General features: G+C 32.7%; 13 protein-coding genes. 4 read left to right on the forward strand and 9 right to left on the reverse strand.

Going from position 1 to position 24,663, the window contains the following annotated elements; translation table 11 throughout:
• The 5 genes from QM536_01315 to QM536_01335 all read right to left on the reverse strand — a co-directional run.
• The coding region (locus tag QM536_01315; protein MDI9355651.1) for a hypothetical protein at positions 1-653 on the reverse strand (653 nt) is incomplete at its 3' end.
• Positions 654-851: 198 nt separating this feature from the next.
• Complete coding sequence (locus QM536_01320; GenBank protein ID MDI9355652.1) at positions 852-2,210, reverse strand: hypothetical protein; 1,359 nt, start codon at positions 2,208-2,210, stop codon at positions 852-854.
• Positions 2,211-2,255: 45 nt separating this feature from the next.
• Positions 2,256-3,161 carry a hypothetical protein gene (locus tag QM536_01325; GenBank protein ID MDI9355653.1) on the reverse strand — a complete coding sequence of 302 codons (906 nt, stop codon included), beginning with the start codon at positions 3,159-3,161 and terminating at the stop codon, positions 2,256-2,258.
• A 97-nt stretch (positions 3,162-3,258) separates the two neighbouring features.
• On the reverse strand, positions 3,259-5,274 hold the full coding sequence (locus QM536_01330) for a thioredoxin domain-containing protein (GenBank protein MDI9355654.1): 2,016 nt from the start codon (positions 5,272-5,274) through the stop codon (positions 3,259-3,261).
• Positions 5,275-5,283: 9 nt separating this feature from the next.
• A complete protein-coding gene (locus QM536_01335) occupies positions 5,284-6,777 on the reverse strand; it encodes an oligosaccharide flippase family protein (protein ID MDI9355655.1) in 1,494 nt (497 codons plus the stop codon).
• A 300-nt stretch (positions 6,778-7,077) separates the two neighbouring features.
• On the opposite strand from QM536_01335, the gene QM536_01340 reads away from it, so the two are divergent.
• Entirely contained in the window at positions 7,078-8,910 is a 1,833-nt protein-coding gene (locus QM536_01340; protein MDI9355656.1) for a gamma-glutamyltransferase family protein, read from the forward strand.
• Between the two features lie 27 nt (positions 8,911-8,937).
• Positions 8,938-9,927 carry a Gfo/Idh/MocA family oxidoreductase gene (locus QM536_01345; protein ID MDI9355657.1) on the forward strand — a complete coding sequence of 330 codons (990 nt, stop codon included), beginning with the start codon at positions 8,938-8,940 and terminating at the stop codon, positions 9,925-9,927.
• An 11-nt stretch (positions 9,928-9,938) separates the two neighbouring features.
• On the opposite strand, the gene rpoN is transcribed toward QM536_01345, so the two are convergent.
• Together rpoN and gyrB are read right to left on the reverse strand one after the other, a co-directional pair.
• The gene (gene rpoN, locus QM536_01350; protein MDI9355658.1) at positions 9,939-11,387 is read right to left on the reverse strand and encodes an RNA polymerase factor sigma-54; all 1,449 of its coding nucleotides are present in this window, start codon (positions 11,385-11,387) and stop codon (positions 9,939-9,941) included.
• Between the two features lie 6 nt (positions 11,388-11,393).
• A complete protein-coding gene (gene gyrB, locus QM536_01355) occupies positions 11,394-13,367 on the reverse strand; it encodes a DNA topoisomerase (ATP-hydrolyzing) subunit B (GenBank protein MDI9355659.1) in 1,974 nt (657 codons plus the stop codon).
• Positions 13,368-13,557: 190 nt separating this feature from the next.
• On the opposite strand from gyrB, the gene QM536_01360 reads away from it, so the two are divergent.
• Positions 13,558-16,803, forward strand: a complete 3,246-nt coding sequence (locus QM536_01360) for a hypothetical protein (GenBank protein ID MDI9355660.1) — start codon at positions 13,558-13,560, stop codon at positions 16,801-16,803.
• A 153-nt stretch (positions 16,804-16,956) separates the two neighbouring features.
• Positions 16,957-18,393 (forward strand): AAA family ATPase, encoded by a 1,437-nt coding sequence (locus QM536_01365; GenBank protein ID MDI9355661.1) that lies wholly within the window; start codon positions 16,957-16,959, stop codon positions 18,391-18,393.
• Between the two features lie 115 nt (positions 18,394-18,508).
• Here the strand turns inward: QM536_01365 and QM536_01370 are convergent, their stop codons facing one another.
• Positions 18,509-21,901 (reverse strand): GLUG motif-containing protein, encoded by a 3,393-nt coding sequence (locus QM536_01370; GenBank protein MDI9355662.1) that lies wholly within the window; start codon positions 21,899-21,901, stop codon positions 18,509-18,511.
• 428 nt (positions 21,902-22,329) lie between these two features.
• The gene (locus QM536_01375) at positions 22,330-24,507 is read right to left on the reverse strand and encodes a site-specific DNA-methyltransferase (protein MDI9355663.1); all 2,178 of its coding nucleotides are present in this window, start codon (positions 24,505-24,507) and stop codon (positions 22,330-22,332) included.
• Positions 24,508-24,663: the final 156 nt, after the last annotated feature.

Raw genomic sequence — 24,663 nt, forward strand, 5'->3', positions numbered from 1 at the left:
TTATGGAGAGTAGGGTATGCATCATCGGAAGCAGAATTTACAAAACGCACATTTATAATGGGAGATTGATTAAATTCTACTGTATTAGTTATGGATCCATCATAGTAAGAATAATCATAAATAAACTTTATATCTTGGTTACCCGAACTGTTATTAGAATAGAGCAAATAATTATAAGTATAACGGGTATTATTTATAGAAACATTATCAGATGTGAAGAGGGGACCAAACTCTGTGTATTGAGTATTAGCAAAGGATGCGGCTTTTTGAATAGATGAAGAATAACCAGAGGAATAGCTAACATTGATATTCCCTTTTTTTCTATCCCATAAAAAACCTATTGTTCTATCAATAAAATCATAATCTGCTCCTCCTGTAGTATTTCTATTAGAAGAAAAAACAAGATTGAAGGTTGTAGCAATATCAGGTGCAGGTGAAAAAGCATAAGCAGTATTATAATCATCGTATTGAGAATTAATACCTTCTAAATTGAAAGGTTTTTCGGGAAAAAAACCATTCGGAAACGGAAGAGGATCATCGCATACACCTCCACATGGTATAGGTATGCAATTTTTTAATAGTAAGACGATGAGAAATAAAAAAGTAATTGTGAAAATAATTGTTTTGAGGGGATGAGATATTATTTGTGTCATTTTGATGAGAAATTAAGTGATAGAATGGTAAGTTTTAATAATAAAATATTGATTTTTTACAAAATTGCCTTTAATAAGTGAAAAAAAATAACCCAAAAAGGAAAAAAAATAACCCAATGGGATATTTTTATATACTCACTTTGTTTCCTCTACAAAACACACAAAATATTTTTTAATCCTAAGGATACTTATAAAAAACTATGTATTTCTTTCTTGCATAATAGTTGTTTTTTTGTACATAAAAACCTCCATAGAACAAACACAAATGATTATGAGATATTCCAAAATAATCCAAATATATGGTGGGTTGTAATCAATGGAAGTATATCCTATATATGTCCAAGTAATTGTGTAGGACCAAAGAAGAGGAAATATAAAATTACCCAAACAAGAGAAGCCAACTAACAAAATAATATACCATGGATGCACTGTTGTGGAAAAAAGATAATAAAGAAGCAGAATAAAGGTAGCAGCGTCGTAATAATTGTATTTTTTTCTATGAGCAAAATAACAAAGCACCAAAATACATGCAAAAGATGCTAATAATAATCTGATTCCTACCGTTTGTATGATGTTATAACCATAAAGAGCGTATCCAATAGCCCGTATAAGGTAGTAAATAGAAGCGTTAAATTCAAATTTTTGTATGTAGAGAGAGATGCTTTCCCATTGTCCATAGATACCTCCTTTATAAAAAAGAGGAATAAAAAAAAGAGACAAGCATATTGCTGAAAAAAGAAAAAAGGGTATGTTTTTTTTGAGAGAAAGTTTGGAAAGAATGAGCGGTGCAAAGAGAAGAGGGACGAGTTTTGTGGCTATAGAGAGAGTCCAAAAGAAGGCAGAGTATCTTATTTTTTTCCTATCTAAATAAAAAAAAGAAAGCAGAACAAGGCATACTACCATACTTTCAAAATGGAGGTTGCCAATACTTTCTATTATCACTAAAGGATTGAGTGCGTAGAGGAGAATATTTTTTTTGTCTTTTTTATAAAAAACAAGTATGCGAGTTAGTAAAAACAAAAAATAAATATCTACTGCTAATAAAATACTTCTCATAATAAGAAGGGGATACAAAACATTTCCGTGAAAAAAAAGAGTGGATAGCCAGAAAATAACTTGATGCATAGGGGGGTATACAGTAAAATAATTGGGAGAATTGAGTTTTTGGTATATATCAAGAGAAAGATGGGGAATAGCATTGGAAGTTTGCATATAAAAAGAAGGAACATGAGAGAAAGGATGAATCCCGTTATTCCAAAGAACACCATCCCAAATAAATCTATAGAAATCATCCGACAAGACGGGATAAGAAAATAAAAAAATAGCCCTGAAGAGAATACCGAGAACCAAAATAAAGCGAGGAGAATCTAAAAGAGAATCTGCAGTAGGGGAGGGTCTTTTCAAAAAAAATACGAATGAAAAATAAAAAAGGAAAAGAGTACAAAAACAAAGTTGTATAGGTAATGTATCTGCTCTGTTAAGAATGTATGCTAATAAAAAATAACCTATAGATGATGATGCTATTCCAATCCAAAGAAATGTATTTTTTGGTTTCAAGGGGCAATATGCTAAGGTGTGTTCTAAAAATGAGTTTGTATTCTTTTAGAGTTTTTTTTCTGTTTTTATTTGCATAACAAATTCTAAGGATACGTCAAAATCTTCTGCTATTTCATCAAGGGTGAGTCTTCCTCTTTTCAGAGCCTTTATGATTCCTTTTATTTTTTCTTTTTGAATTCCTATTTTTTCTCCTTTTTGAATTCCTATTTTTTCTCCTTTTTGAATTCCTATTTTTTCTCCTTTTATTTTTCCTTCTCTAAATTTTTTTTCTTCTATAACGAGAAGAGTGTTACGGGTTTCATTGGCAATTTTTATTTTATGCCAGGTATCGCTATCAAATTTTTCTTCATTAATTATCTTTACAGCAGTTTTTATGCCAATATTTTCGGGTGGGGCTTTATAATTCTTGGGGTCTTTGATAGATCCATTTATTAAATCTAACCACTCTTTTATGGATTTTGGTGTTGTACTTTTTACATAGTAGGGATTGAGAAATACTTGTGTATGACCATAGATATTTATTTTTTCTTTTTTTAGGTTTTCGGGGTCGAGTTGTTGCATAAGATATTCTTCCGCAATGGGTCTTCCTGTTTTATCATCTACTCTATAAGGGGTTGTTAAAATTACAATGCTGTAAACAGTTTTATGTATCTCATACTCTTTTGAACTTTGTTGTTGTTCAGTAATAGTATTTAAAAAAGTGCCTAAAAATCTATCAAAATGATGGTCAAAAGCTATACGTTGAATCTCTATAATGACACGCTTGTCATTACTTTCTGCAAAAATATCTAATCTAAAATCAATATTGGAATGTTTGCTCTTAAATCGCTTTTCGGTTTCAATAACACCTTCAAAATCAATCCCCAGAATGTCTTTTACAAATTGTGTAAAGACAATTTTATTCTGAAATGCCATTTTAAAAACTATTTCATTGTCTAATGCTGCTATCATATTGTTATTTTTTTTGAGCTATGAGTTATAGTTATACGATTACAATAAATACAAAATAATAATCATATAAGAATTATAAGAAAATAGAATACATTTTTTAAGAAAACCGAGTATGTTTTTCAATAAGTAGAAGAGCTTCTTTCAGAGTAAATACAGGTGCGTCACAAGTATGAAAAGCACAGATATAAAAAGCAGTATCTTTTTTTTTTGTTTTATTATAAAAGAAGGGGATAGTAGATTCGTTGCTTGTTCCGAATACATGGACATTTTTTTGGGGGAATATCTTTTTTATTTCTCTGGTAAAAAGAAGAGAATCCTTTCCTATAATACTTACTTCTATGGTGGGGAGAGAGAGTACGAGAGAAATAGATGCCCAACGAGATAAAAATTCAGAATTTTCCAATAAAAGATTGTTCATTCTCTCAACCGCATGCTCAACGATACTTCGGTATCTGTCCTTATGATAGATAACACTCAAGAGATATAAATTTTCCATCATCAAAGAATTAGAAGAGGGTATCACATTGTCAAAAATTTCCTTTTTCCTACAAATATACGCTTCAGCATCGTGGGAAGTGTAGAAAAAAAGCCCATCATCAGCATCATAAAAGTTCTGAAGAGTGATTTCTGTGAGTGTTTCTGCGAAAGATACCCATTTATTATCCTCTGTCACTTGAAATAAAGCAAGCATTCCCTGAATAGCAGCAGCATAGTCATCTAAATACGCAGGAATAGAAGATACTCCATTCTTATAAACTCTTTTTAATAGGTTATTGGAAAAACAACATGTTTCTATGCAATGTGCAATTCCCAAAGCAAGTTTCAAAAATCTTTCTGTTTCAAAAACAAGAAATACATCACAGAGTCCTTTCAGCAGTAAACCATTCCAACTGACGAGTATTTTATCATCTAAAGCAGGCCGAGGACGAGCATTTCTTCTTTGCAAAAATTCTTTTTTCCATTTTTGTAATGTTTGTTCAAAAAGAGATAAAGGGATATTGTTTTTTTTACAGAAAACTAACTTCTCTTCCTCTACTGACAAGATATTTCTTCCCTTTTCCCAATTGCCATCTTTGGTTATTCCAAAATAATTTCCTATAAGTTGCAAAAAAGGAGTATCAGTATCCAATTCTGCGTATATCCATGTATAAAAAAAACCTTCTTCTCCCTCACTATCAGCGTCTATAGACGAGTAAAAACCTCCTTCTACCCCTTGCATCTCTGCTGCTAACCAATCTACTGTCTCGCACACCACTTCTGCAAATAAAACATTAGGAATAATACGATATGCCTGAGCATAGAGAGAAAGTAATTGAGCATTATCATAAAGCATTTTCTCAAAATGAGGAACAAACCACCGCTCATCCACAGAATATCTTGCAAACCCGCCTCTTATATGGTCGTATATGCCTCCTTGTGCTATTTTAGTAAGAGTCCATTGTATAAAATCTTTCAAAAAATCATTTTGAGATATAGTTTGATAATCTAATAAAAACGACCAAAGCGAAGGCATAGGGAATTTTGGTTCTTTGGCTATACCTCCAAACTCCTTGTCAAATTTTTGTGCAATATTTTCATAAAGAGTACCGAAATGCTGCAATGAAAAAGCAGAAACCTTTTGAGGAAGTGCAAAACTATTCTGTAAAGACTTCGTAAAAAGATGTGCCGATTCCTCTAATTCCTTTCTATGAATTTGAAAAGCATTGCCTATACTTGCTAAAAGAGTTCCCCATTGCTTGGGAGGGAAATATGTTCCTCCATAAAAAGGACGTTTATCCGGAAGAAGAAATATATGGAGGGGCCAACCGCCATGTAATCCCATCACTTGAACCGCATCCATATAAATAGCATCAATATCGGGACGTTCTTCCCTATCTACTTTGATACAAATAAAATATTGATTCATAAGAGAGGCAATTGCCCTGTCTTCAAAGGATTCTCTTTCCATTACATGACACCAATGACAGGCGGAATAACCTATACTGAGTAAAATGGGTTTGTCTTCCGTCTGTGCTTTATTAATTGCTTCCTCTCCCCAAGGATACCAATTCACAGGATTGTGGGAATGCTGAAGTAAATAAGGACTTGTTGCTGTGATGAGTTTGTTTGCCATAGAAATATGTTATAATGTGTGTTGTTTATTTGAAAAAAAAAGATTTTCTTTTTTGATTACCCAAAAAATATAAATACATATCCAAATACTATGAAATGCCCAATGAAATGCAATAAAAGAACTCAAAACTACTACTACCAAAGCATACAAAAGATACGCAAAAGCACCAAATGTATATGGAATACGGTAGTATTTTTGTCCTAAAAAGTAACTTATAACCGAAAGAATACCATAGTTAAGAGGCATAACTACCGCACTTCCCAAATACCCTAACACGGGAACCAACAGAATATTTCCCAAAAGAGTAATTACTATTCCCACCAAAGAGATATAAAACCCAAAATAGGTCCTATCTGTCAATTTATACCAAAAAGAAAGATTATAATATATTCCCAAAAAAAGATTTGCCAATAATAGAAACGGCACAATAACCAATCCCTCCAAATATTCTTTTTTTCTTAAAAAAATACCCCCTATAAACGGCAGAAAAACACTCATAAACATAAAGAGAAAAGAAGCCACAATAATAAACCAATGCATTACCTTATTGTAATCTGCCCCTGAATGCTGTTTTTGATGATGTGCAAAAAAAAATGGCTCCGATGCATACCGAAAACCCTGTATTCCTATGGTCATAATCATTGATATTTTATAACACGCCCCGAAAACTCCCAAAGCATAAAGATTTGTTTGGCTTTCATAAAAGTTGTGAGGAAGAATATACTTAAATAATATTCTCCCGAGCATTTCATTTGCTATACCTACTAATCCCATAAGGGCTATAGGAAAACTATACCCAAGGAGAGATGCAATAGCAGTGCCTGATATTTGTATTTTTATAAATTGTCTATAAAAAAAAGGTATCCAAAGAGCATTCGCCAAAAGATTTGCTAAGAAAACATACTCTACTTCCCAATCTGCTTGATACCAAAGAGAAAGAAGCCACTCCCAACCCACAAATGCTTTTTTTTCAGAGATATTTTTACAGAACCAAAGAAAAAATACATTGAGAAAAACAGTGATTCCTATATTGAATAGTTTCAAAAAAGCAAATTTTTTTGCCCTCCCCTGCAAGCGCAATTGTGCAAAAGGTATAGAAACCAATGAATCTATCAGCATAATGATAGCAAAAAATTGAACATATATTGCTTTGTCAGGATATTGTATGAAAAGAGCAATATCCGCCGCACATACAAAAAGTATAGTAGAAAGAGTCACCCCTATTGCTATGATAACCAGCATCACTTGACTAAAAATAATCCGTTCTTGCCCAGCTCCTTTGGTAGCAAAACGAAAATAAGCAGTTTCTAATCCAAATGTATAGAGTATATTAAAAAAAGATGTATAAGCATATATTTCTGTAAAGACACCAAACTTCTCAGGACTACTAAATACGTAGGTATAAAAAGGAACTAACAGAAATCCTACAAACCTACTTACAATACTTGAGAATCCATATGTAATTGTCTGCCCCGCTAACTTGATTAAAAAAGAATTTTTCATGGTATTAAATCAAAAAAAATTATATATGTAACTACATAGATACATACAAAAAATATAATATTTCAAATAATACACATAAAAATGTATTATTATCGTATTCAATAGTAATTTATTTATTAAGTTCATTTATATAATCTCATATTTTTATGCTTAGAAAATTTTTTAATGTTTGTTGCATGATATATCATTCTTTTGTTCTATACTCCAAAAACCTCTTAGATGCCCCCATTATAAATGTCTACCTTTATTATGGAAAACAGAAAAATAATTAACCATTCTAAATATATGTATTAATTTTTTATGAAAAGAATCATACTACTTTTGTTATTTTTATGTTTTATAAAAAATAACTATGCTCAATCTACCCAAAAGCCCGTAATTTATGGAAGGCATTGGGTAGCAATTACAGGGAAACCATTAGCTGCAACTGCGGGTGCTTCTATTTTTCAAAAAGGAGGCAATGCGGTAGATGCAGCTTGTGCTATGTTAGCGGCTACTTGTACTATGTGGGATGTGCTGAGCTGGGGCGGGGAAACCCAAGCCCTTATCTATAATCCCAAACTAAAAAAAGTAATAGGAATAAATGCCTTAGGTGTTGCTCCTACCAATGCTACTCCTGAATTTTATAGAAATAAAGGAATGAATTTTCCCCCTGAATACGGACCTTTGGCAGCAATTACTCCAGGTACCGTAGGAGGGCTTATCACTCTTTTATCCGAATATGGAACTTTATCTCTGAAAGAGGTGTTAGCACCCGCAATGCAATTAGCAGATGGCTATCCTATAGAAGCCCAAACAGCAAATAGCATTGAGAAAAACAAAAAAAATATATCCGAATGGGCATATTCTAAAAAAGTATTTCTGACTCATTTAGGCGAGGAAAGAGAAGCACCAGAGGCAGGAGAAATTTTTAGACAACCAGAGCTTTTAGCAACACTCCAAAAATTAGTAGATGCAGAACAACAGGCATTACAACGAAAAAAAAGTAGAAAAGAAGCTCTCTCTGAAGCATATAAAAGATTTTATCAAGGTGATATTGCCCAAGAATTTGTTCGTGGATGTCAAGAACAAGGAGGACTCATTACTATGAATGACCTCTCTCGTTGGAAAGTAATAATAGAAGAACCCCTCTCTACTACTTATAAAGGAATAGAAGTTTATAAATTAGCCCAATGGACACAAGGTCCTGCTTTATTACAAACTTTGAATATATTAGAAAATTTTGACCTCAAAAGTATGGGCTATAATTCCAGTAGATATATTCATACGGTATATCAGGCGATGAGTTTGGCTTTTGCGGATAGAGATTTTTATTATGGGGATCCTTATTTTTTACCCGTAGAACCCATGAAAGGACTACTTTCAAAAGAATATGCCAAAGAAAGAGCAAAGCTCATCAATAATACCAAAAATGATCCTACTATAGCCCCTGGTAATCCTTATATATATGAGGGTGCAGAAAATCCTTATACTGATTTACTAAAAGAATGGGGACAGTCATCGCATTATGACAATATAATAGATTTAGAATATTTGCATGGGTTTATAGAATCGGGTACTACCTCCATAGAAGCGGCGGATAAAGAAGGATGGGTTGTGTCCATTACTCCGAGTGGTGGTTGGATACCCGCTTGTATTGCAGGAAAAACAGGTATTGGAATGAGTCAACGTATGCAAAGTTTTGTATTAGATAAAAAATTAAACCCATTTAATGTATTAGAACCCGGAAAACGACCAAGAGTAACACTAACACCATCTCTCGCATTAAAGGATGGGAAACCATTTTTATCTTTTGCAGTTCAAGGAGGCGATTCACAAGACCAAAACTTACTTCAGTTTTTCTTAAATGTAGTAGAATTTGGTATGAACGTGCAAGAAGCAACGGAAGCAGCCCATTTTAATAGCTATCAAATGCGTTCTTCCTTTGATAAACACGAGAAAAAACCAGGAGCGCTTACTCTCCATGAAAGCACCCCCTTTTGGATAAGAAAAGAACTGCAAGGAATGGGGTATAAAACTGACTATCAAGAAAGAACAAGCGGACCTATAAATGCTATTTATTTTGATTGGAAACATACATGTTTTTGGGGAGGATCGAGTAATTACGGAGAAGACTATGGAATTGGATGGTAGTTATAAATAACACATAATAATACTGCGATGAATATATATAAATGGGGTATTATAGGACTTGGAAAAATAGCAAACAAATTCGCAGCTTCTTTAGAAGCGATACCTACCGCACATCTCATAGCAATTGCTTCTCGAGATAAAGAAAAACTAAAATCTTTTTCTTTGAGATACCATGTAAAAAAAATATATCGTGATTATGATGATTTGATAGATGATACTTCTGTAGAAATTATATATATAGCTATTCCGCATAGTTTTCATGTCCCATTAGCTGTTCAATGTATTTTAGCAGGAAAACACATATTAGTAGAAAAACCATTTGCTCTCAATGCAATGGAAGCAAAAAAAGTTTTTGACCTTGCGATTCAAAAAAATGTTTTTGTAATGGAAGCACTTTGGACTCGCTTTATCCCATCTACTCAAAAAGTATTAGATATCTTACAGAACGGAGATATTGGTGTTCCTATATCAATGCATGCGGACTTTGGCATAAAAGCAGAATTTAATAAAAATAGTAGATTGTATAATAAAGAATTAGGTGGTGGTTCTCTTTTAGATATTGGGATTTATCCTGTGTTTTTAAGTTATATTTTTTTTGGAACACCGCTCAATATCCTTGCCAGTGGGCGTCTTGCAGAAACCGATGTAGATGAACAGTGCAATGTCATGTTTGAGCATATAAATAAAGAAGTGTCCCAGCTCTCTTGTTCTTTTCTTGCTTATAGTTCTCAAGAGGCGATTATAAATGGAACAGATGGACAAATAAGATTAAATAGACCATTTTTTGGACAAACAACGGTTGATATTCTCTCTGAGTGGAAATTAAAGGGGCATATTAAATTTGAATATATAAGTAATGGTCTCAATTACCAAGTATCAGAGGTTCATAAATGTATAGATGAGAGACGTATTCAAAGTTCAGAGTGGAGTTTTGCAGATACCCTTTCCCTTATGAGTATATTAGATAGAATACGAAAAATAATTGGAGTAAAATATAATGTAGATGTGGTGGAATGATGAGCAACGGCTCATTTTTTCTCTTTTTTTCTCATATTTGCGTTTGGAATATTCATTTCTTCCCTATAGTTTGCTATGGTTCTCCGAGCAATGTTAAATCCTTTTTGTGTCATAAGCTCTGCTAATTTTGCATCGAGATATGGTTCTTTTTTATTTTCTTGGGCGATGAGTTCTTTGAGTATATTTTTTACTTCTAAAAGAGATGTATCATTTCCTTGGTCATCAGTCACTTTTTCTGAGAAAAATTGTTTGAGTAGATATGTTCCAAAATGAGTTTGAATATACTTATTACTTACAATTCGTGATATGGTGGAAGTATCTTTATTCACTCTTACGGCAATGTCTTTGAGTACCATTGGCTTGAGTTGTTTTATATTCCCTTCTTTAAAAAATTCTTTTTGAAAATCTATAATACTATTTACTGTTTCTAAAAGAGTGTTCTTTCTTTGATTTATAGCATTGATGAACCATTTAGCAGATTCTAATTTTTGTTTCACAAAGAGAGCCATATTTTTTACTGATGTGTCATTTTTAGCAGATTCTTCATATATTCTCAGTATGTCCGAGTATTTTTTATTGATATGAAGTTGAGGATCATTTTTGGAATTAAGAGAAAGTTCTAATACCTCGTTATTATATGTGAGGATAAAATCGGGTATTATTGTTTGATTTTTAGTAGCATTGGTATCCGTTTCGAAGCCTGGTTTTGGGTTGAGTTTTGTGATGATAGCAGATGCTTTTTTTATTTCTTCTTCTCCATCTAATTCTAGTTGCTGTATAATATTTTGATAATTTTTTTTTACAAAATCCTCAAAACAATTATAAAGTATCATATAGGCAATTTTTACGGAAGAATCCCCGTTCTTTAATTTTCTTTCTAATTGCAGTAATAGACATTCTTGGAGGTTACGTGCGGCTATTCCGGGGGGATCTAATGCTTGGACTATTGTAAGGAGTTCTTCTATTTCTTTGATGTTGGTATCTATATAAAAAAGAAAAGAGAGGTCATCTATAATAGAATGGAGGTTACGTCTTATGTATCCATCTTGGTCTATACTGCCGATGAGTTGGTAGCAAATTTGTTGTTTTCTTTCGTCTATATTAAAAAAGGACAGCTGTTCTTGAAGTTGTTCCGATAAAGATGTAACACTTGCAATAATGGGTTCTGTTTCTTCTTCTATAATTCCATCGCCTTGCATTTTATATCCGTAGTATTCGTCTTCGTGTAAAAATTCTCGGACATCTATTTCTTCTTTTTCTTCGGTTGGCTCGGATTCTGGTATGGGGGTAGAATCAGGCTCTGCATTGTCTTTCCATTCTTCTAATGCGGGATTTGTTTCTAATTCATCTTTTATTTTACTTTCTATTCGGGATGTAGGAAGTTCTAATAGTTTAATAAAAAGAATTTGTTGGGGAGTCATCCTCTGCCCAATTTTTTGATGGAGAGAAAGGTCTTGCATAAAAAATTATGTGTCTATTCGGGCATATTTTGCGTTTTTTTCTATAAAATCTCTTCGTGGGGGAACTTCTTCTCCCATGAGCATGCTGAAGAGAAGATCTGACTCTATTGCAGATTCTATGTTTACAATTTTTAAGCTTCTGTTTTCTGGATCCATGGTTGTAGTCCAAAGCTGCTCGGGATTCATTTCCCCAAGACCTTTGTATCTTTGAATCCCGATATTGGATTCTTTACCGCTTTCACCTGCTAATTGCTTTACTAACATGGCTCTTTGTTCTTCTGTCCATGCATATTGCTCTTCTTTTCCTTTTTTTAAAAGGTATAGTGGAGGTTGTGCAATATAGAGGAATCCTTTTTCTATAAGGTCTTTCATATACCTGAAGAAAAATGTAAGGATAAGAGTTCGTATATGGCTTCCGTCTATATCAGCATCTGTCATAATGATAACTTTATGGTATCTAAGTTTTTGGAGGTTGAGAGCTTTTTCATCTTCCGGGGTTCCGAAACTAACCCCGAGGGCGGTTATGATATTTTTAATTTCCTCATTATCATATATTTTATGTTCTTGTGATTTTTCTACGTTGAGTATTTTTCCTCTCAATGGGAGAATGGCTTGGAATTTTCTATTTCTTCCCTGTTTTGCGGATCCACCTGCAGAATCACCTTCTACTAAATACAGCTCACAGTCTGCTGGGTCTTTATCGGAGCAGTCGGCAAGCTTCCCCGGAAGACCTGAACCTGAAAGAACCGTTTTTCTTTGTACCATCTCTCTTGCTTTTCTTGCTGCATATCTTGCTTGGGCTGCTAATATTACCTTTTGCACTATGAGCTTTGCTTCCTTAGGATGCTCTTCCAAATATTCTTCTAATTTAGAAGATATAGCATTTTCTACTAGTCCTACTACTTCTGAATTTCCTAATTTTGTTTTTGTTTGTCCTTCAAATTGTGGTTCTTGTATTTTCACAGAAATTACTGCTGTGAGTCCTTCTCTAAAATCTTCTCCTATTATTTCTAATTTTAATTTCTCTAAATTCCCTAACTTGTCTGCATAGTTTTTTAAAATTCGGGATGTAGCCCTTCTAAAACCCGTAATGTGCGAACCACCTTCTATTGTATTGATATTATTAGCATAAGAAATAACATTTTCTGTATAAGAAGTATTGTAACTCATCGCCATTTGAACAGATATATCCGGTTTGTCTACTTGTATATATATAGGAATGGGAATAAGTTTTTCTTTGGTAGAATCTAAATACTGTACGAACTCGGATAATCCTCCTTCTGAAAGAAAAATATTCGATTGCTCGCTTCCGTCTTCTTTTATATTTCTTTTATCGGTGAGTACTATCTTTATTCCTGCATTTAAAAAGGATAGTTCTCTCATACGTATTTGAATTTTTTCATACTGGAAGTCCAATGTTTGAAAAATTTCTGAATCTGGTTTAAAGTGAATAGTAGTACCTCTTTTGGTGCTTGTCCCTATTTGCTTTACCGGATAAAGAGGGATGCCTTTTGAATATTCTTGTTCAAATATTTTTCCATCTCTGCATACAGTCGCTTTGAGAGATATTGATAGGGCATTTACACAAGAAATCCCGACCCCATGTAAGCCTCCTGAAACCTTATATGTATTTTTATCAAATTTTCCTCCCGCATGTAGAACCGTCATTACTACTTCTAATGCAGATTTTTTTTCTCCCTGATGAAAATCAGTGGGGATACCCCTTCCGTTATCTTCCACTGTAACAGAATTATCTGTATGAATAGTAACAGATATTTCATTGCAATACCCTGCTAATGATTCATCTATAGAATTATCTACTACTTCCCATATAAGATGGTGTAATCCTTTTACTCCAATATCTCCTATATACATTGCGGGACGTTTCCTCACTGCTTCTAATCCTTCTAATACTACTATATTGGAAGCTGAATAATCGTTTTTATCTGTTGTGCTTATTTCGGGTGTTTCTATATTCATTTTTTTGAAAAGTTTAAGTGTGTTTGCAAAATAGGATTTTCATTGTAATTATATTTGTTTTCAAATAATTCTTTATGAAATGCTCCATAAAAACTCTAAAAAAGTAAAAATATAAAAAAAATAATACTTTTCTTATTAGTATGAAAATAGGACTTATTTACCAAATATTTATTTTACAAATATTACAATAATGATATCTTTCAAAAAAATACTTTTTACGATATTTATAATCCTACTCACAATCAGTGATATGGTTGCACAGAATCCGTTCGTTAACTTTGGTAAATCACGAATCCGCTACAAAAATTACGAATGGTTTTATTACAACACAGATAAGTTTGATATCTATTTTTATCAAGAAGGCGAGGACTATGCAAAAATTACCGCAGAATACCTGAAAGAAGAATTTGATAACATAACAAACACACTTGGTTATATACCATACACAAAAACCCAAATATTATTATATAATTCTATTGCAGATATGCAACAGAGTAATGTGGGTTTAAATAAAGATATTATTGGAGAAAATGGAGAAACACATTTTCTAAAATTAGTGTTAGAAATAGCATACCCTGGAACAATGACAGATTTTAGAGAAGTACTTAAGTATAAAATTACAGAACTATTACTCCAAGATATGTTTTTTGGGGGAACTCTTTATAATACTTTTCAAAGCACATATAGGCAGCATGTCCCAAAATGGTTCATAGATGGTCTTTCTCTCTCCCTCTCTAAGGGATGGTCTGTAGAAATGGATAGCTACATAAGAGAATTTATAAAAACAAATAAAAGAGTTGCTGACTTTACAAATGCAAAATATTCTGAGAAAGAAGCAATGCTTTTAGGACAATCTCTTTGGAACTTTATAATCCTTCGCTATGGAAAAAATAATATCTCTAATATTTTAAACCTCACCCGCATAAATAAAAATTACAAAAAAAGCATCAGCAATACTTTAGGATTATCATTTAAAGATTTTTTAGCAGAATGGAAAAATTTTTACCTCACCAATGCTGCCGATGTTGAAAAAAAAGATTTCGAAATACCCAAAGATAAATATTTTATAAAAAATAAAAATAAAAACAAAAAAATTACCGCACTCGCCTTTAACAATACTCAAAGATATTTTTCCTATGCCGCTAATAACAACGGAAGATACCAAGTTTTTTTGTACGATATGCTTACCCAAAAAAACAGAGTCATCAAAAGAGGAGGAGTAAAAATAGTAGATAGAGAAAAAGAAAACGATATACCTCTCATCAAATGGGTAAATGATAGTACCATCGGTATTGTATACCTCAAAAAAGGAATTTATATTTTAGAACTCAATAATATATTCTCTAAAATCTCATCTATCAAATATTTAGAAAGATTTTCTAAAATAAGAAACATTGCTTTTCATGAAAATGGAAAAATAGGTATAATAAGTGGGGATATAAATGGCCAAAATGACCTCTATCTCCTCTCTGTGAGACGCACAACATTACGACGGCTCACAAATGACCTCTTTGATGATATTACACCTGAATTTATTCCCAAATCAGACAATATTATCTTTAGCTCCAATAGAAATAATGAATCCCTCAAAAATAATTACCCATCTCTGACAACATTACAGAATAATTATAATCTCTTTTTATATAATTTAGATACTACAAAAAATACCGTGATAAGATTAACAAATGACTTTGGAAGTAACTACGCTCCCAAGGCATTAGATAATGATGATTTTTTTTATATCAGCGACCAAAAAGGAATTGTAAATCTCTATAAATATAATACCAATCAAAAAACATACACCCAAATATTTGACAATGCCATAAATTTCCTACAATACGATATCCAAAAAGAAACAAATACTCTAGCAGCAGTAGTTTATAAAAACGGAAGGGAAAGAATATTATTATACCCTTATACAAATATAGATACTTCTCTTTTCCGTGAACCAACACCTCGCCAAAAATATATCCAATATGATTTTGTGCAAAAAAGAAACATAGAAATGAAAGAAAAAAAAAGAAAAGACTCATTAACCTCTTATTATTTCAAAACAAGCAATATTTCAAAAAATAAAGAAACATCTATACTACAAAACCCTCTCTTTTCGGGAATAGATGGACTGATAGATACAGAAAATTATGCTATTTCTGAAGATATTATACAGCAAAGAACACAATCCGAATCTTTTTTAACCCGATTCATCGGAACGAGACAAAAAAATAAAACACTCGGTCCTTTTCCATACGAACCACGTTTTAGCACCCGAAACATAGGCACTACATTTATAAACGAACCCCTGAGAGGATTTGGAATGGTTATAGAAACAGGAATGAACGACTTATTAGAAGATCATTTATTTTATGGGGGAACAAATATATTCTTTTCAGGAGGGAACTTTAAAAACTATGATTTCTTTGGAGAGTATCAATATATCAAACATAATATAGATTTCAAAACAAGATATGACCTACGCTCTTATATATTTGAAGTAGAAAATCAATACAGCCAATCTTACATCCTTCATAATATATCGTTTGAAGCAAGCATTCCTATTTATAATGCTACTAAAATAACTCTCAAACCATTTTTTACCTATACTCGTTTTTTAGAACTGAATCCAAACTCTATAAGCACTATAACCACGAATAACTTCTCTCCCAACCAATCAGACCAATACGGTGGAATAAATAGTGAAATCATACTTGATAAAACAATTATTGCGGGAGAAAATATTACCTTGGGAACAAAAGGAAAAGTATCTTTTACCTCTTATATAGGTATATCAAACTTTCAAAAAAGCTTTCACAATATAGAAGTAGATATCAGACATTATCAACAAATATATAGAGAGTTAGTATTTGCAACCAGATTATTTTATGGAAATTTTTTTGGAGCTAATCCCAAATCTTATTTACTCGGAGGGGAATACGGAACATTTTTTAATACCATAAATGCAAACACACCTGAAAACCCCCTCCAAATGGCTTACGGAAATAATAACTCCGATATTCTTTTTACTAAATTTGCTACCAATCTTCGGGGATTTGATAATAACAATACAAATGGAAATCAAGTAGTATTCATCAATGCAGAACTGCGTCTTCCTCTCATAAGAATATTTACTAAAAAATATATATCCTCAAAATTTTTGAGGGCTTTACAGATAACTTCTTTTTATGATATAGGAGCCGCTTGGACAGGCGCCTCTCCTTTTGAAAAAGATAATACTATCAATACCACCATCTTTAGATCAGAAAATAATCCTTTTACTGCCGTTATAAAAAGCACAAAACATCCATGGAATATGGGATACGGCTTTGGTGTAAGAACCTTCATTCTTGGGTATCATATACGATTTGATGTTGCACGCTCTTGGGACGGAGAAAAATCAGGTCCCTTCAAATTCTATTTAGCTCTCGGATATGACTTCTGAAAAATCTTTTTTTCGAATCACATTATGAATGGGTTACTTTACGCCTTTTATATGTTCTTTTCGTATTTTAGTTCTATTATTTTTCTTTTTAAAAATTACAAAGTTCCACAGAGAATAAAATCATAATGTATTACGTATAAAATTCCCACTATTATGAATGAATCTTCTAAAAACCCTGCTTCAAAAATAATACATGTATCCGACCTTATCAAGCAAAGTATTGATTTTCCCCTTACGGAAGACCAATTAAAGTGTGTCTATTTATTGGATACATTTGTAGAAGACGAATCCAAAGAAAAAAAAATGTTTATACTAAAAGGATATGCAGGAACAGGAAAGACCCGTATTATATCTGAATTTGTAAAGGTTTTACCCGCATTAAAAATAAAGTTCATTCTCCTTGCCCCCACAGGAAGAGCAGCAAAAATACTATCTAAATACTCATCTCGTGCTGCTTTTACCATACATAAAATTATATACGATAGTAAAAATGACTCCACTCAATTATTTCCAAAGTTTGCTCTCAAAAAAAACAGCCATAAAAACACTATTTATATTATAGATGAGACCTCTATGCTATCCGATATTGCTAATAAAGAATCAAATGGTGTTCTCACCGACCTCATTCAGTATGTTTTTGAAAATCCCTCTAATAGAATCCTTTTTATTGGGGATATTGCACAGCTCCCACCTGTGCATACCGAACTTTCCCCTGCCCTTGACTCTCACTATCTAAAAAATAAATTTTCTGTATCTATAATAGAAACAGAACTCCAAGAAGTAGTGCGGCAAAATGCTCAATCGGGAATTTTACACAATGCGACTCTCATAAGAAATGCCATTACTACAAATAATCTTTTTCCTCAACTGCATACACAATCTTATAAAGATATTTTTAAAATATATCCTCATCAATTAGACAATGGATTGCAGTATGCTCATAAAAAATATGGAAAAGAAAACACCGTCATTATCTGTTTATCAAACAAACAAGCCCTTGTTTATAATACTCTTATACGTAAAAATATCTATGCCTTTCAATCTGAAATAGAAGTAGAGGACACATTACTTATTACAAAAAATAATTATTTTTATAGTAAAAACACAAAGCTGGATTTTTTAGCAAATGGAGATTTTGTGAGAATAGTGGAGATACAAGAAATAGAATATATATATGATTTACATTTTGCTACGGTAGTACTAGAATTATTAGATTATCCTCATCAAGAACCATTTGAATGTAAAATAATCCTTGATTCTTTGAAAAATGAAAGTTCTCACTTCTCTTACGAGAGTTACCAAGCATTATTTCAAAAAGTATTTGAAGATTACCGAGAATTAGCTGATGAAGCAGAAAGAGAGGAGTATATAAAGAATAATGAGTATTTGAATGCAATAGAAGTAAAATTTGCTTATGCCATTACCTGCCATAAAGCACAAGGAGGGCAGTGGAAATCTGTATTTATTGAAAAAGAATTTGTCTCTTTTTACCGTCTTAATAAAACATACCTCCGATGGCTGTATACTGCTCTTACCAGGGCTACAGACGAAGTATTTCTTCTCAATTTTGAAGACACTTTCTTTGTGTGAGAAATATGAGTTAAAAGATATAAATTATGAGTGGTTTCCTTTGTGTCTTTGCAGTAGTTATTTTCTTTTTAAAAATTACACAAAGACACAAAGCTCCACAAAAATAAAATTATGACTAATCAATAATCACGACCTTCTCTATCTTCAAAACCTCTCCTTTTTCTCCGTATACTATTATAATATATTCTCCTTTGAGCAATGTTCTCAAATCTACTCTCAAACTTAACTCATAACTCATAACTTTCAACTCATAACTCACACCTATGAGATCATACATCTTAATAGATGAAATCTTTTGTGCTTTATCTGTTTGAATGGTTATGTAGTCATTTGAAGGATTAGGATGGATACGTATAGTAGAATTTCCTTTTTCTATGGAAGTAAGAGGAATATTTCCTACTGTTACTGTTACTGTTTGTTGAGCGATAGCGGAATTAAACTGTATATTCCCCTCTTGACTTGCAGTAATAGTTACTCTTCCATCTGCTTTTGCAAGAGCAGTATTTCCTTTGACCCTCACTTTATTAGTATCCGATGAAGTAAAAGTTATTGAAGAATGACTATTAGAAGTAGCTACAAGTGTATAGCTTTGTCCTATGCTGAGATTAGGAATAGAAGTAAAAATAAGAGTTGGGGTTGTTTTAGTAAAATTATTGAGATTGCGTATAGTAAATGCTTGTATTATAGATGTTCCGAGATAATTACTACTTCCATTATTATATGCTGTAATACTTACTATTCCTGCTTCATTCATACGCACTACATTATAAGAGATATTTACTAAAGGAGAAGCAGAAGAATATAAAACAGGTAAACCTCCAGAAGATGTTGCATGTAATACAAAAGATGCATCTTCAATATTTCTATTTACTAAGGGAAGAAAACTAATGCTCTGTACCGCTTTGTGTATAGTAAGTATTTGAGTAGTAAAACCAAAGAAATTACCATTGTCAAGGTATGCTGTAATACCTACCGTCCCGGCTCCTTGGATAGTTACTGTATCATGACTGATACTGGTAAGAGTATTGGAAGCAGAATATAAAATAGATAAACTTTCCGAATTCATTGCGGTTAATACAAAAGATGTGTTTCCAAAAGTTTTACTTGCCAATGCTTCAAAAGTTACACTCCGACTTGTTTTGTATATGGTAAGTATTCTATTTGTAAATATCATAATACTATCGTTTTCACTACGTGCAATGATATTTACCATTCCTCCTGCATTGATAGTTACTGTATTATTTTCAATGCTTACTTTAGTATTAGAAGCAAAAAACAAAACAGGTGCATTATCATAAGATGTTGCTGTTAGTACAAAAGGTGCATCTCCGAATGTCTTAGATGCAATAAGGGTCCAAGTTATTCCCGTTTGTGTTTGATACTTTCCTACAATACCCCTTTCGGTCCCATTTTGAATATTTGTAATAGGAGTTTTTAAACGTCCTGTATCTATTTTTAAACGTCCCGAAGTAGTATCTATAAAATTAGCAGTAAAACCTATTCCAGCTACAGTAATAATAGCACGAGTGGTTGTACCTCCTTGAATTACGTTTGTTAAGGTGCTAGTTGTTTGTATATTTGTAATACTTGGAACTGTTTGAGTAAAGTTTATATTATTTACAGTTATTCTTGCTCCTTTATGAATTGCAGGTAAGAATCCTTGTCTATATATAAAACCCGGTCCTAATTCTCTTATACTATCTGTTGCTGTTCCTGTAGGACTTTGCAGAGCAGAAAGAGTGAAGTCTTTTACATAACTCACTGCGATAGTACTAGTACCTATTCCTAATTTATTACTTCTTGCTGTTTCTTTTATTGTTTGAGTAGCATCTTTATTCCAATAGGCATAGTGTATAGTTGCAGCATTAGAACCTACTAATCCGCCAATAACATCAGAACCAGAAACAGATCCGGTAGCATAGTTTTGGCTTATGGTTTTAAAATTAGATCCCACTAATCCGCCAACAAAACGATTCCCTGAGATATATCCTGTAGCATAACTTTGGTTTATGTATCCATCATTATACCCTACTAATCCACCAACGCGATTATACCCCGAGACTGATCCTGTAGCATAACTTTGGGCTATTGTTGCATTATCATTATATCCTGCCAATCCACCCACAATAGAACCAGAACCCGAGACAGATCCCGTAGCATGGCTTTGCATTATTGTTGCTTGGTAATTATTTCCTACTAATCCGCCTACATACTCAGAACCCGAGACAAATCCCATAGCATAACATTGGGTTATTGTTCCTTCATAATTATTTCCTACTAATCCTCCGATAGAAAGATTACCCGAGACAGATCCCGTAGCATAACTTCCGGTTATTGTTTTCTCATTGTCTCCTACCAATCCACCGATTGAAAAAGAAGAACCCGAGACAGATGCCGTAGCATAACTTTGGATTATAGATCCAGAATTATGTCCTACCAATCCACCTACATTAATATTACCAGAAACAGATCCTGTAGTGTAGCTGTTGCTTATAATTCCATAATAATTATCTCCAGCTAATCCGCCGACAAAGTCGTATCCAAAAACAGATACATTTCTGAAACCTATATTTCTTATACTACTGTTACTTGTATATCCAAAAAAACTTACGTTATTAGTAGTTCCTCTGTTTACATACAGATTATCTATAGTATTTCCATTGCCTTCAAAGATAGCATTAAAAGAACTGCCAGTAGCAGGTTCTGAATAAGTTCCAATAGGAAGCCAACCACTTCCTGTAGTATAAGAAGTATTTACACTTCCCGATCTATAAGAAGAAGGACTCTTAAAATCTAAACTATCCATTAGCTCATAGCCGTTACAAGTACCTACATTACAAATACCTGTGAGATTATACCTGATCGAGTCCAATTGTTCTATAGTGCTTATTTCTATGAGACGATCACCATCTCTATCTCTGTAAGAAATAGGGGGGAGAATAGTAAATGTTTGCGTTGTAGATGCCTGTAGATAATTATTATTTCCTATTTGATATGCTATAATACTTACTACTCCTGCTCCTTTCCCAGTTACAGTTAATTCATTACTATTTATACTTACCAAAATAGAAGAAGTAGAAAATAAAATAGGTAAACCAGTAGAAGCACTTGCTTGTAAAACAAAAGATGAACTTCCAAAAGTTACATTTGCTAATGATCCAAAATTGATATTTTGACTCGCTTTATTTACGATGAGAATTCTGGTTACACTTGCACTAGAATATGTAGCATTTCCTCCCTGATATGCAGTTATGGAAGCTGTTCCTGCTCCATTGATGCTTACAGAAGATCCGTTTATACTCGCAATGGCAGTATTACTACTAGAATACTGAACTGTTAACCCCGAACTTGCTGTCGCTGCAAGAGTAAATACTGGATCTTTGTACGTTTTTACCGGAATAGTAAAACTAATTGTCTGTGAAGTAATCTGAACTTGGGATTTACTTACAAAAGTAATACACTCCAACAATACGACTCCTACCACTACTAATTTATTTATATTTTTCATTTTTATGTAATTTTAATTGGTTATTTATTTATTGTATTTGTTTTTAATGATACATATTTATGGGCAACCACAAGAGTTTGCAACTACGATTTTCTTGTCTATAGAAGAGAGAAAAAAGTTATTCTTCTATCCGCCTTAACAAAAATACCTTTCACTTCTTTTTTGATACCCTGTATCAAGGCATCTATAAATCTACACTTTTTCATTATTATTAAAAATTAAATTATTAAATTAAATTATTAAAATGAATATAAAAATTACAATACGTGCTAAAAAACACATAAACAATAAAATACTATTTTTTTTTCTTTTTCCAAAATAGCTTGTTTGAAAATATCTTTTCTTAGTTTTTTATTACAAAAAAAACTCAAATTTTAGTATTACGTTCTAAAAATATGTGTGTATATCCAAAAAAATGCACATAAGCATTATTTTTTTACTTGTATTTCTATTACTTTTGATGTATCTACTCCCAAAATATCAATTACTTTTACCATAATTTTGTAAATACCTTCTTCTTTGTATTCGTGGCTCGCACTTTTTAGTTCAAATGTATTGTTTTTTTTGGTACGGAAACTTTGCCACTCGTTTTCAAATATATAATTTCCTGTCCATACGCTTTGTGCGTTTCCGTTTGTACCTATTTGGATGATTTCTTTTTTGTCTTCGTAGTTAAAATCTATGCTCCAATAATCTATCCAGTCTGTCCATGTTTTGGTTAATATCTCACGCTCTACAATTCCATTTTCGGCTTTACTGATTTTTATTATATCTCCAGTTTCTATGATGACTCTTGTTCCTCCTTTTTTCACTTGTTCGGTTACTTCTTCTAAATCGTCTTGGGTGTATCTGGTTACAAAATTTTTCAATTCTACGCTTACAGTTTTTCCTTTTACGATTGGTCTGACATCTAAATAGGCAACATCGTAAAATCGAACTTGTTTTTTCTCAACTGCTCTTTCGTCAAAAACTTCTTTGGGTATGTAACGCAAACGAATATCAACTCCCCTTTCTGCAAATTCTTGTTGAATGTACGGTGTTAAGTTCATTTCAAATTCAAATGCCAAAATATCTACCTGCGTAATGATTTTTTCTTTACATTCTTCAAAAATTTCCTCGCACATCATTTTTGTCATAGGAAAATGTAAGGGACCTACATGCACGTAACGTGTGTGTTTGCGACCGTGAAAAGTGCGAAAATTCTTTACAGGAATTGCATTGTACGCCTCAAGAATTAAATGTATATATTTTTGTAATTTTTCTTCTTGTATTTGTTCTTGTTCTTCGGGTAAGACATTGGTTGGAAAACCAAAGAAAAACTGACGTTCATATTTTCCTATATTTAATATTTCAAAAGCCCTGTATGGCAAACCATCCTCATTGCGTTGCCTTTGTATGTTTATCAAGCGTTTGCGGGTAGTGTGAATTGCAAATCTTCCTAAATCGGTTGTTATCCATTTTCTGCCGAGTTTTTCGGATACAGCGGCGGTTGTTCCACTGCCACAAAAGAAATCGGCTACTAAATCGCCTTCGTTACTACTTGCTTTGATGATGCGTTCTAATAAGGCTTCGGGTTTTTGGGTGGGGTAATATACATTTTCATTTGCACCTGCTTGCAAAGAGAATATATCTGTCCAAATATCATCTACCGCAACCCCTTCTTTTTCTGATAAATATTGTTTCAAATGTTTTTTACCTTTTTCGTCTGTATAAATTCGATTATCTAATTCCATCTCATCTATACTTTTTTGAGAATAATTTCGTAAAATTTGCAAACGATATAGACCTCGTCCATCTTTATCATCAAATTTATACATTTTTAATGTATTATCAGAATAATCTCTATATTGAACATTAAAAACACTTTTTCTGTTTTTGCCATAAAAGAAAATTGAATTATTAGTTCTAACAAATTTCACCTCGCCACCTGATACACCTCTTGCACCAGATGAACTTTGCCATGTTATTGTATTTCTTATATTTTCTATTCCGAAAATATCATCTAAAATTAACTTTATTTGAGATGATACCCTCCAATCACAATGCACATAAATAGAACCGTCATCTGAGAGTAATTCGTGCATCAATTTTAGTCGTTCATACATCATAGAAAGGTATGAGGAAATTCCACGCCCCCAAGTATCGCGGTATGCCACTTCTTCTATTACAGATTGTCGTTTGGTAACGGTATCATCACCAATTGTAATTTCGTGGCTAAAATCAGAACCAACTGCAAAAGGAGGGTCAATGTAAATTAATTTCAAACCTCCTTGTTTTTCAATTTCTTCGCGCAAGGGTCCGTGAACCAATGAAGACAATATTAGTTTGTTGTCGCCCCAAATGAGTTTATTTGTCCAACCCTTTATTTGTCTGCCTCTTTGGTCGAAAAGTATATTTGTGTTTTGGTCTTCTTTGCGTGGTTCGTCAATTTGCTCGATGCTGTGAAAAGGCAAAACGGCGTTTGTAACTGTTTCGTTACGTCCGTTCCAAAACAAAAACACGTCTTCGTCCTCTGCAAAAAGTTTGTAAATCAGATCTTTTTTGAGTGTTCTACCTGCTTTTATATTATTTATAATGAGTTCTTTTTCTTGTTCTGTGAGGTTCATTTTTTTATATTTTAAAGGGCTAAATCCCTGATAATAATTAAATCAATTCATTCTATCCCCGCACTAAAGTGCGAGGCAATTTATATTATTTTTTATTATTGTTTTTTATTATTGTTTTTTATTATTGTTTTTTATTGCCACGCCTTTTAAGGCGTG

The sequence above is a fragment of the Chitinophagaceae bacterium genome (genome assembly GCA_030053935.1).
In the GTDB taxonomy this organism is placed as follows: Bacteria; Bacteroidota; Bacteroidia; order Cytophagales; family JASGCU01; genus JASGCU01.

Excerpts from the sequence above, each read along its gene's own strand:
- QM536_01325 (MDI9355653.1), bottom strand. The coding sequence starts at position 3,161 with ATGATAGCAGCATTAGACAATGAAATAGTTTTTAAAATGGCATTTCAG.
- QM536_01330 (MDI9355654.1), bottom strand. The coding sequence starts at position 5,274 with ATGGCAAACAAACTCATCACAGCAACAAGTCCTTATTTACTTCAGCAT.
- QM536_01335 (MDI9355655.1), bottom strand. The coding sequence starts at position 6,777 with ATGAAAAATTCTTTTTTAATCAAGTTAGCGGGGCAGACAATTACATAT.
- QM536_01340 (MDI9355656.1), top strand. The coding sequence starts at position 7,078 with ATGAAAAGAATCATACTACTTTTGTTATTTTTATGTTTTATAAAAAAT.
- QM536_01345 (MDI9355657.1), top strand. The coding sequence starts at position 8,938 with ATGAATATATATAAATGGGGTATTATAGGACTTGGAAAAATAGCAAAC.
- rpoN (MDI9355658.1), bottom strand. The coding sequence starts at position 11,387 with ATGCAAGACCTTTCTCTCCATCAAAAAATTGGGCAGAGGATGACTCCC.
- gyrB (MDI9355659.1), bottom strand. The coding sequence starts at position 13,367 with ATGAATATAGAAACACCCGAAATAAGCACAACAGATAAAAACGATTAT.
- QM536_01360 (MDI9355660.1), top strand. The coding sequence starts at position 13,558 with ATGATATCTTTCAAAAAAATACTTTTTACGATATTTATAATCCTACTC.
- QM536_01365 (MDI9355661.1), top strand. The coding sequence starts at position 16,957 with ATGAATGAATCTTCTAAAAACCCTGCTTCAAAAATAATACATGTATCC.
- QM536_01370 (MDI9355662.1), bottom strand. The coding sequence starts at position 21,901 with ATGAAAAATATAAATAAATTAGTAGTGGTAGGAGTCGTATTGTTGGAG.
- QM536_01375 (MDI9355663.1), bottom strand. The coding sequence starts at position 24,507 with ATGAACCTCACAGAACAAGAAAAAGAACTCATTATAAATAATATAAAA.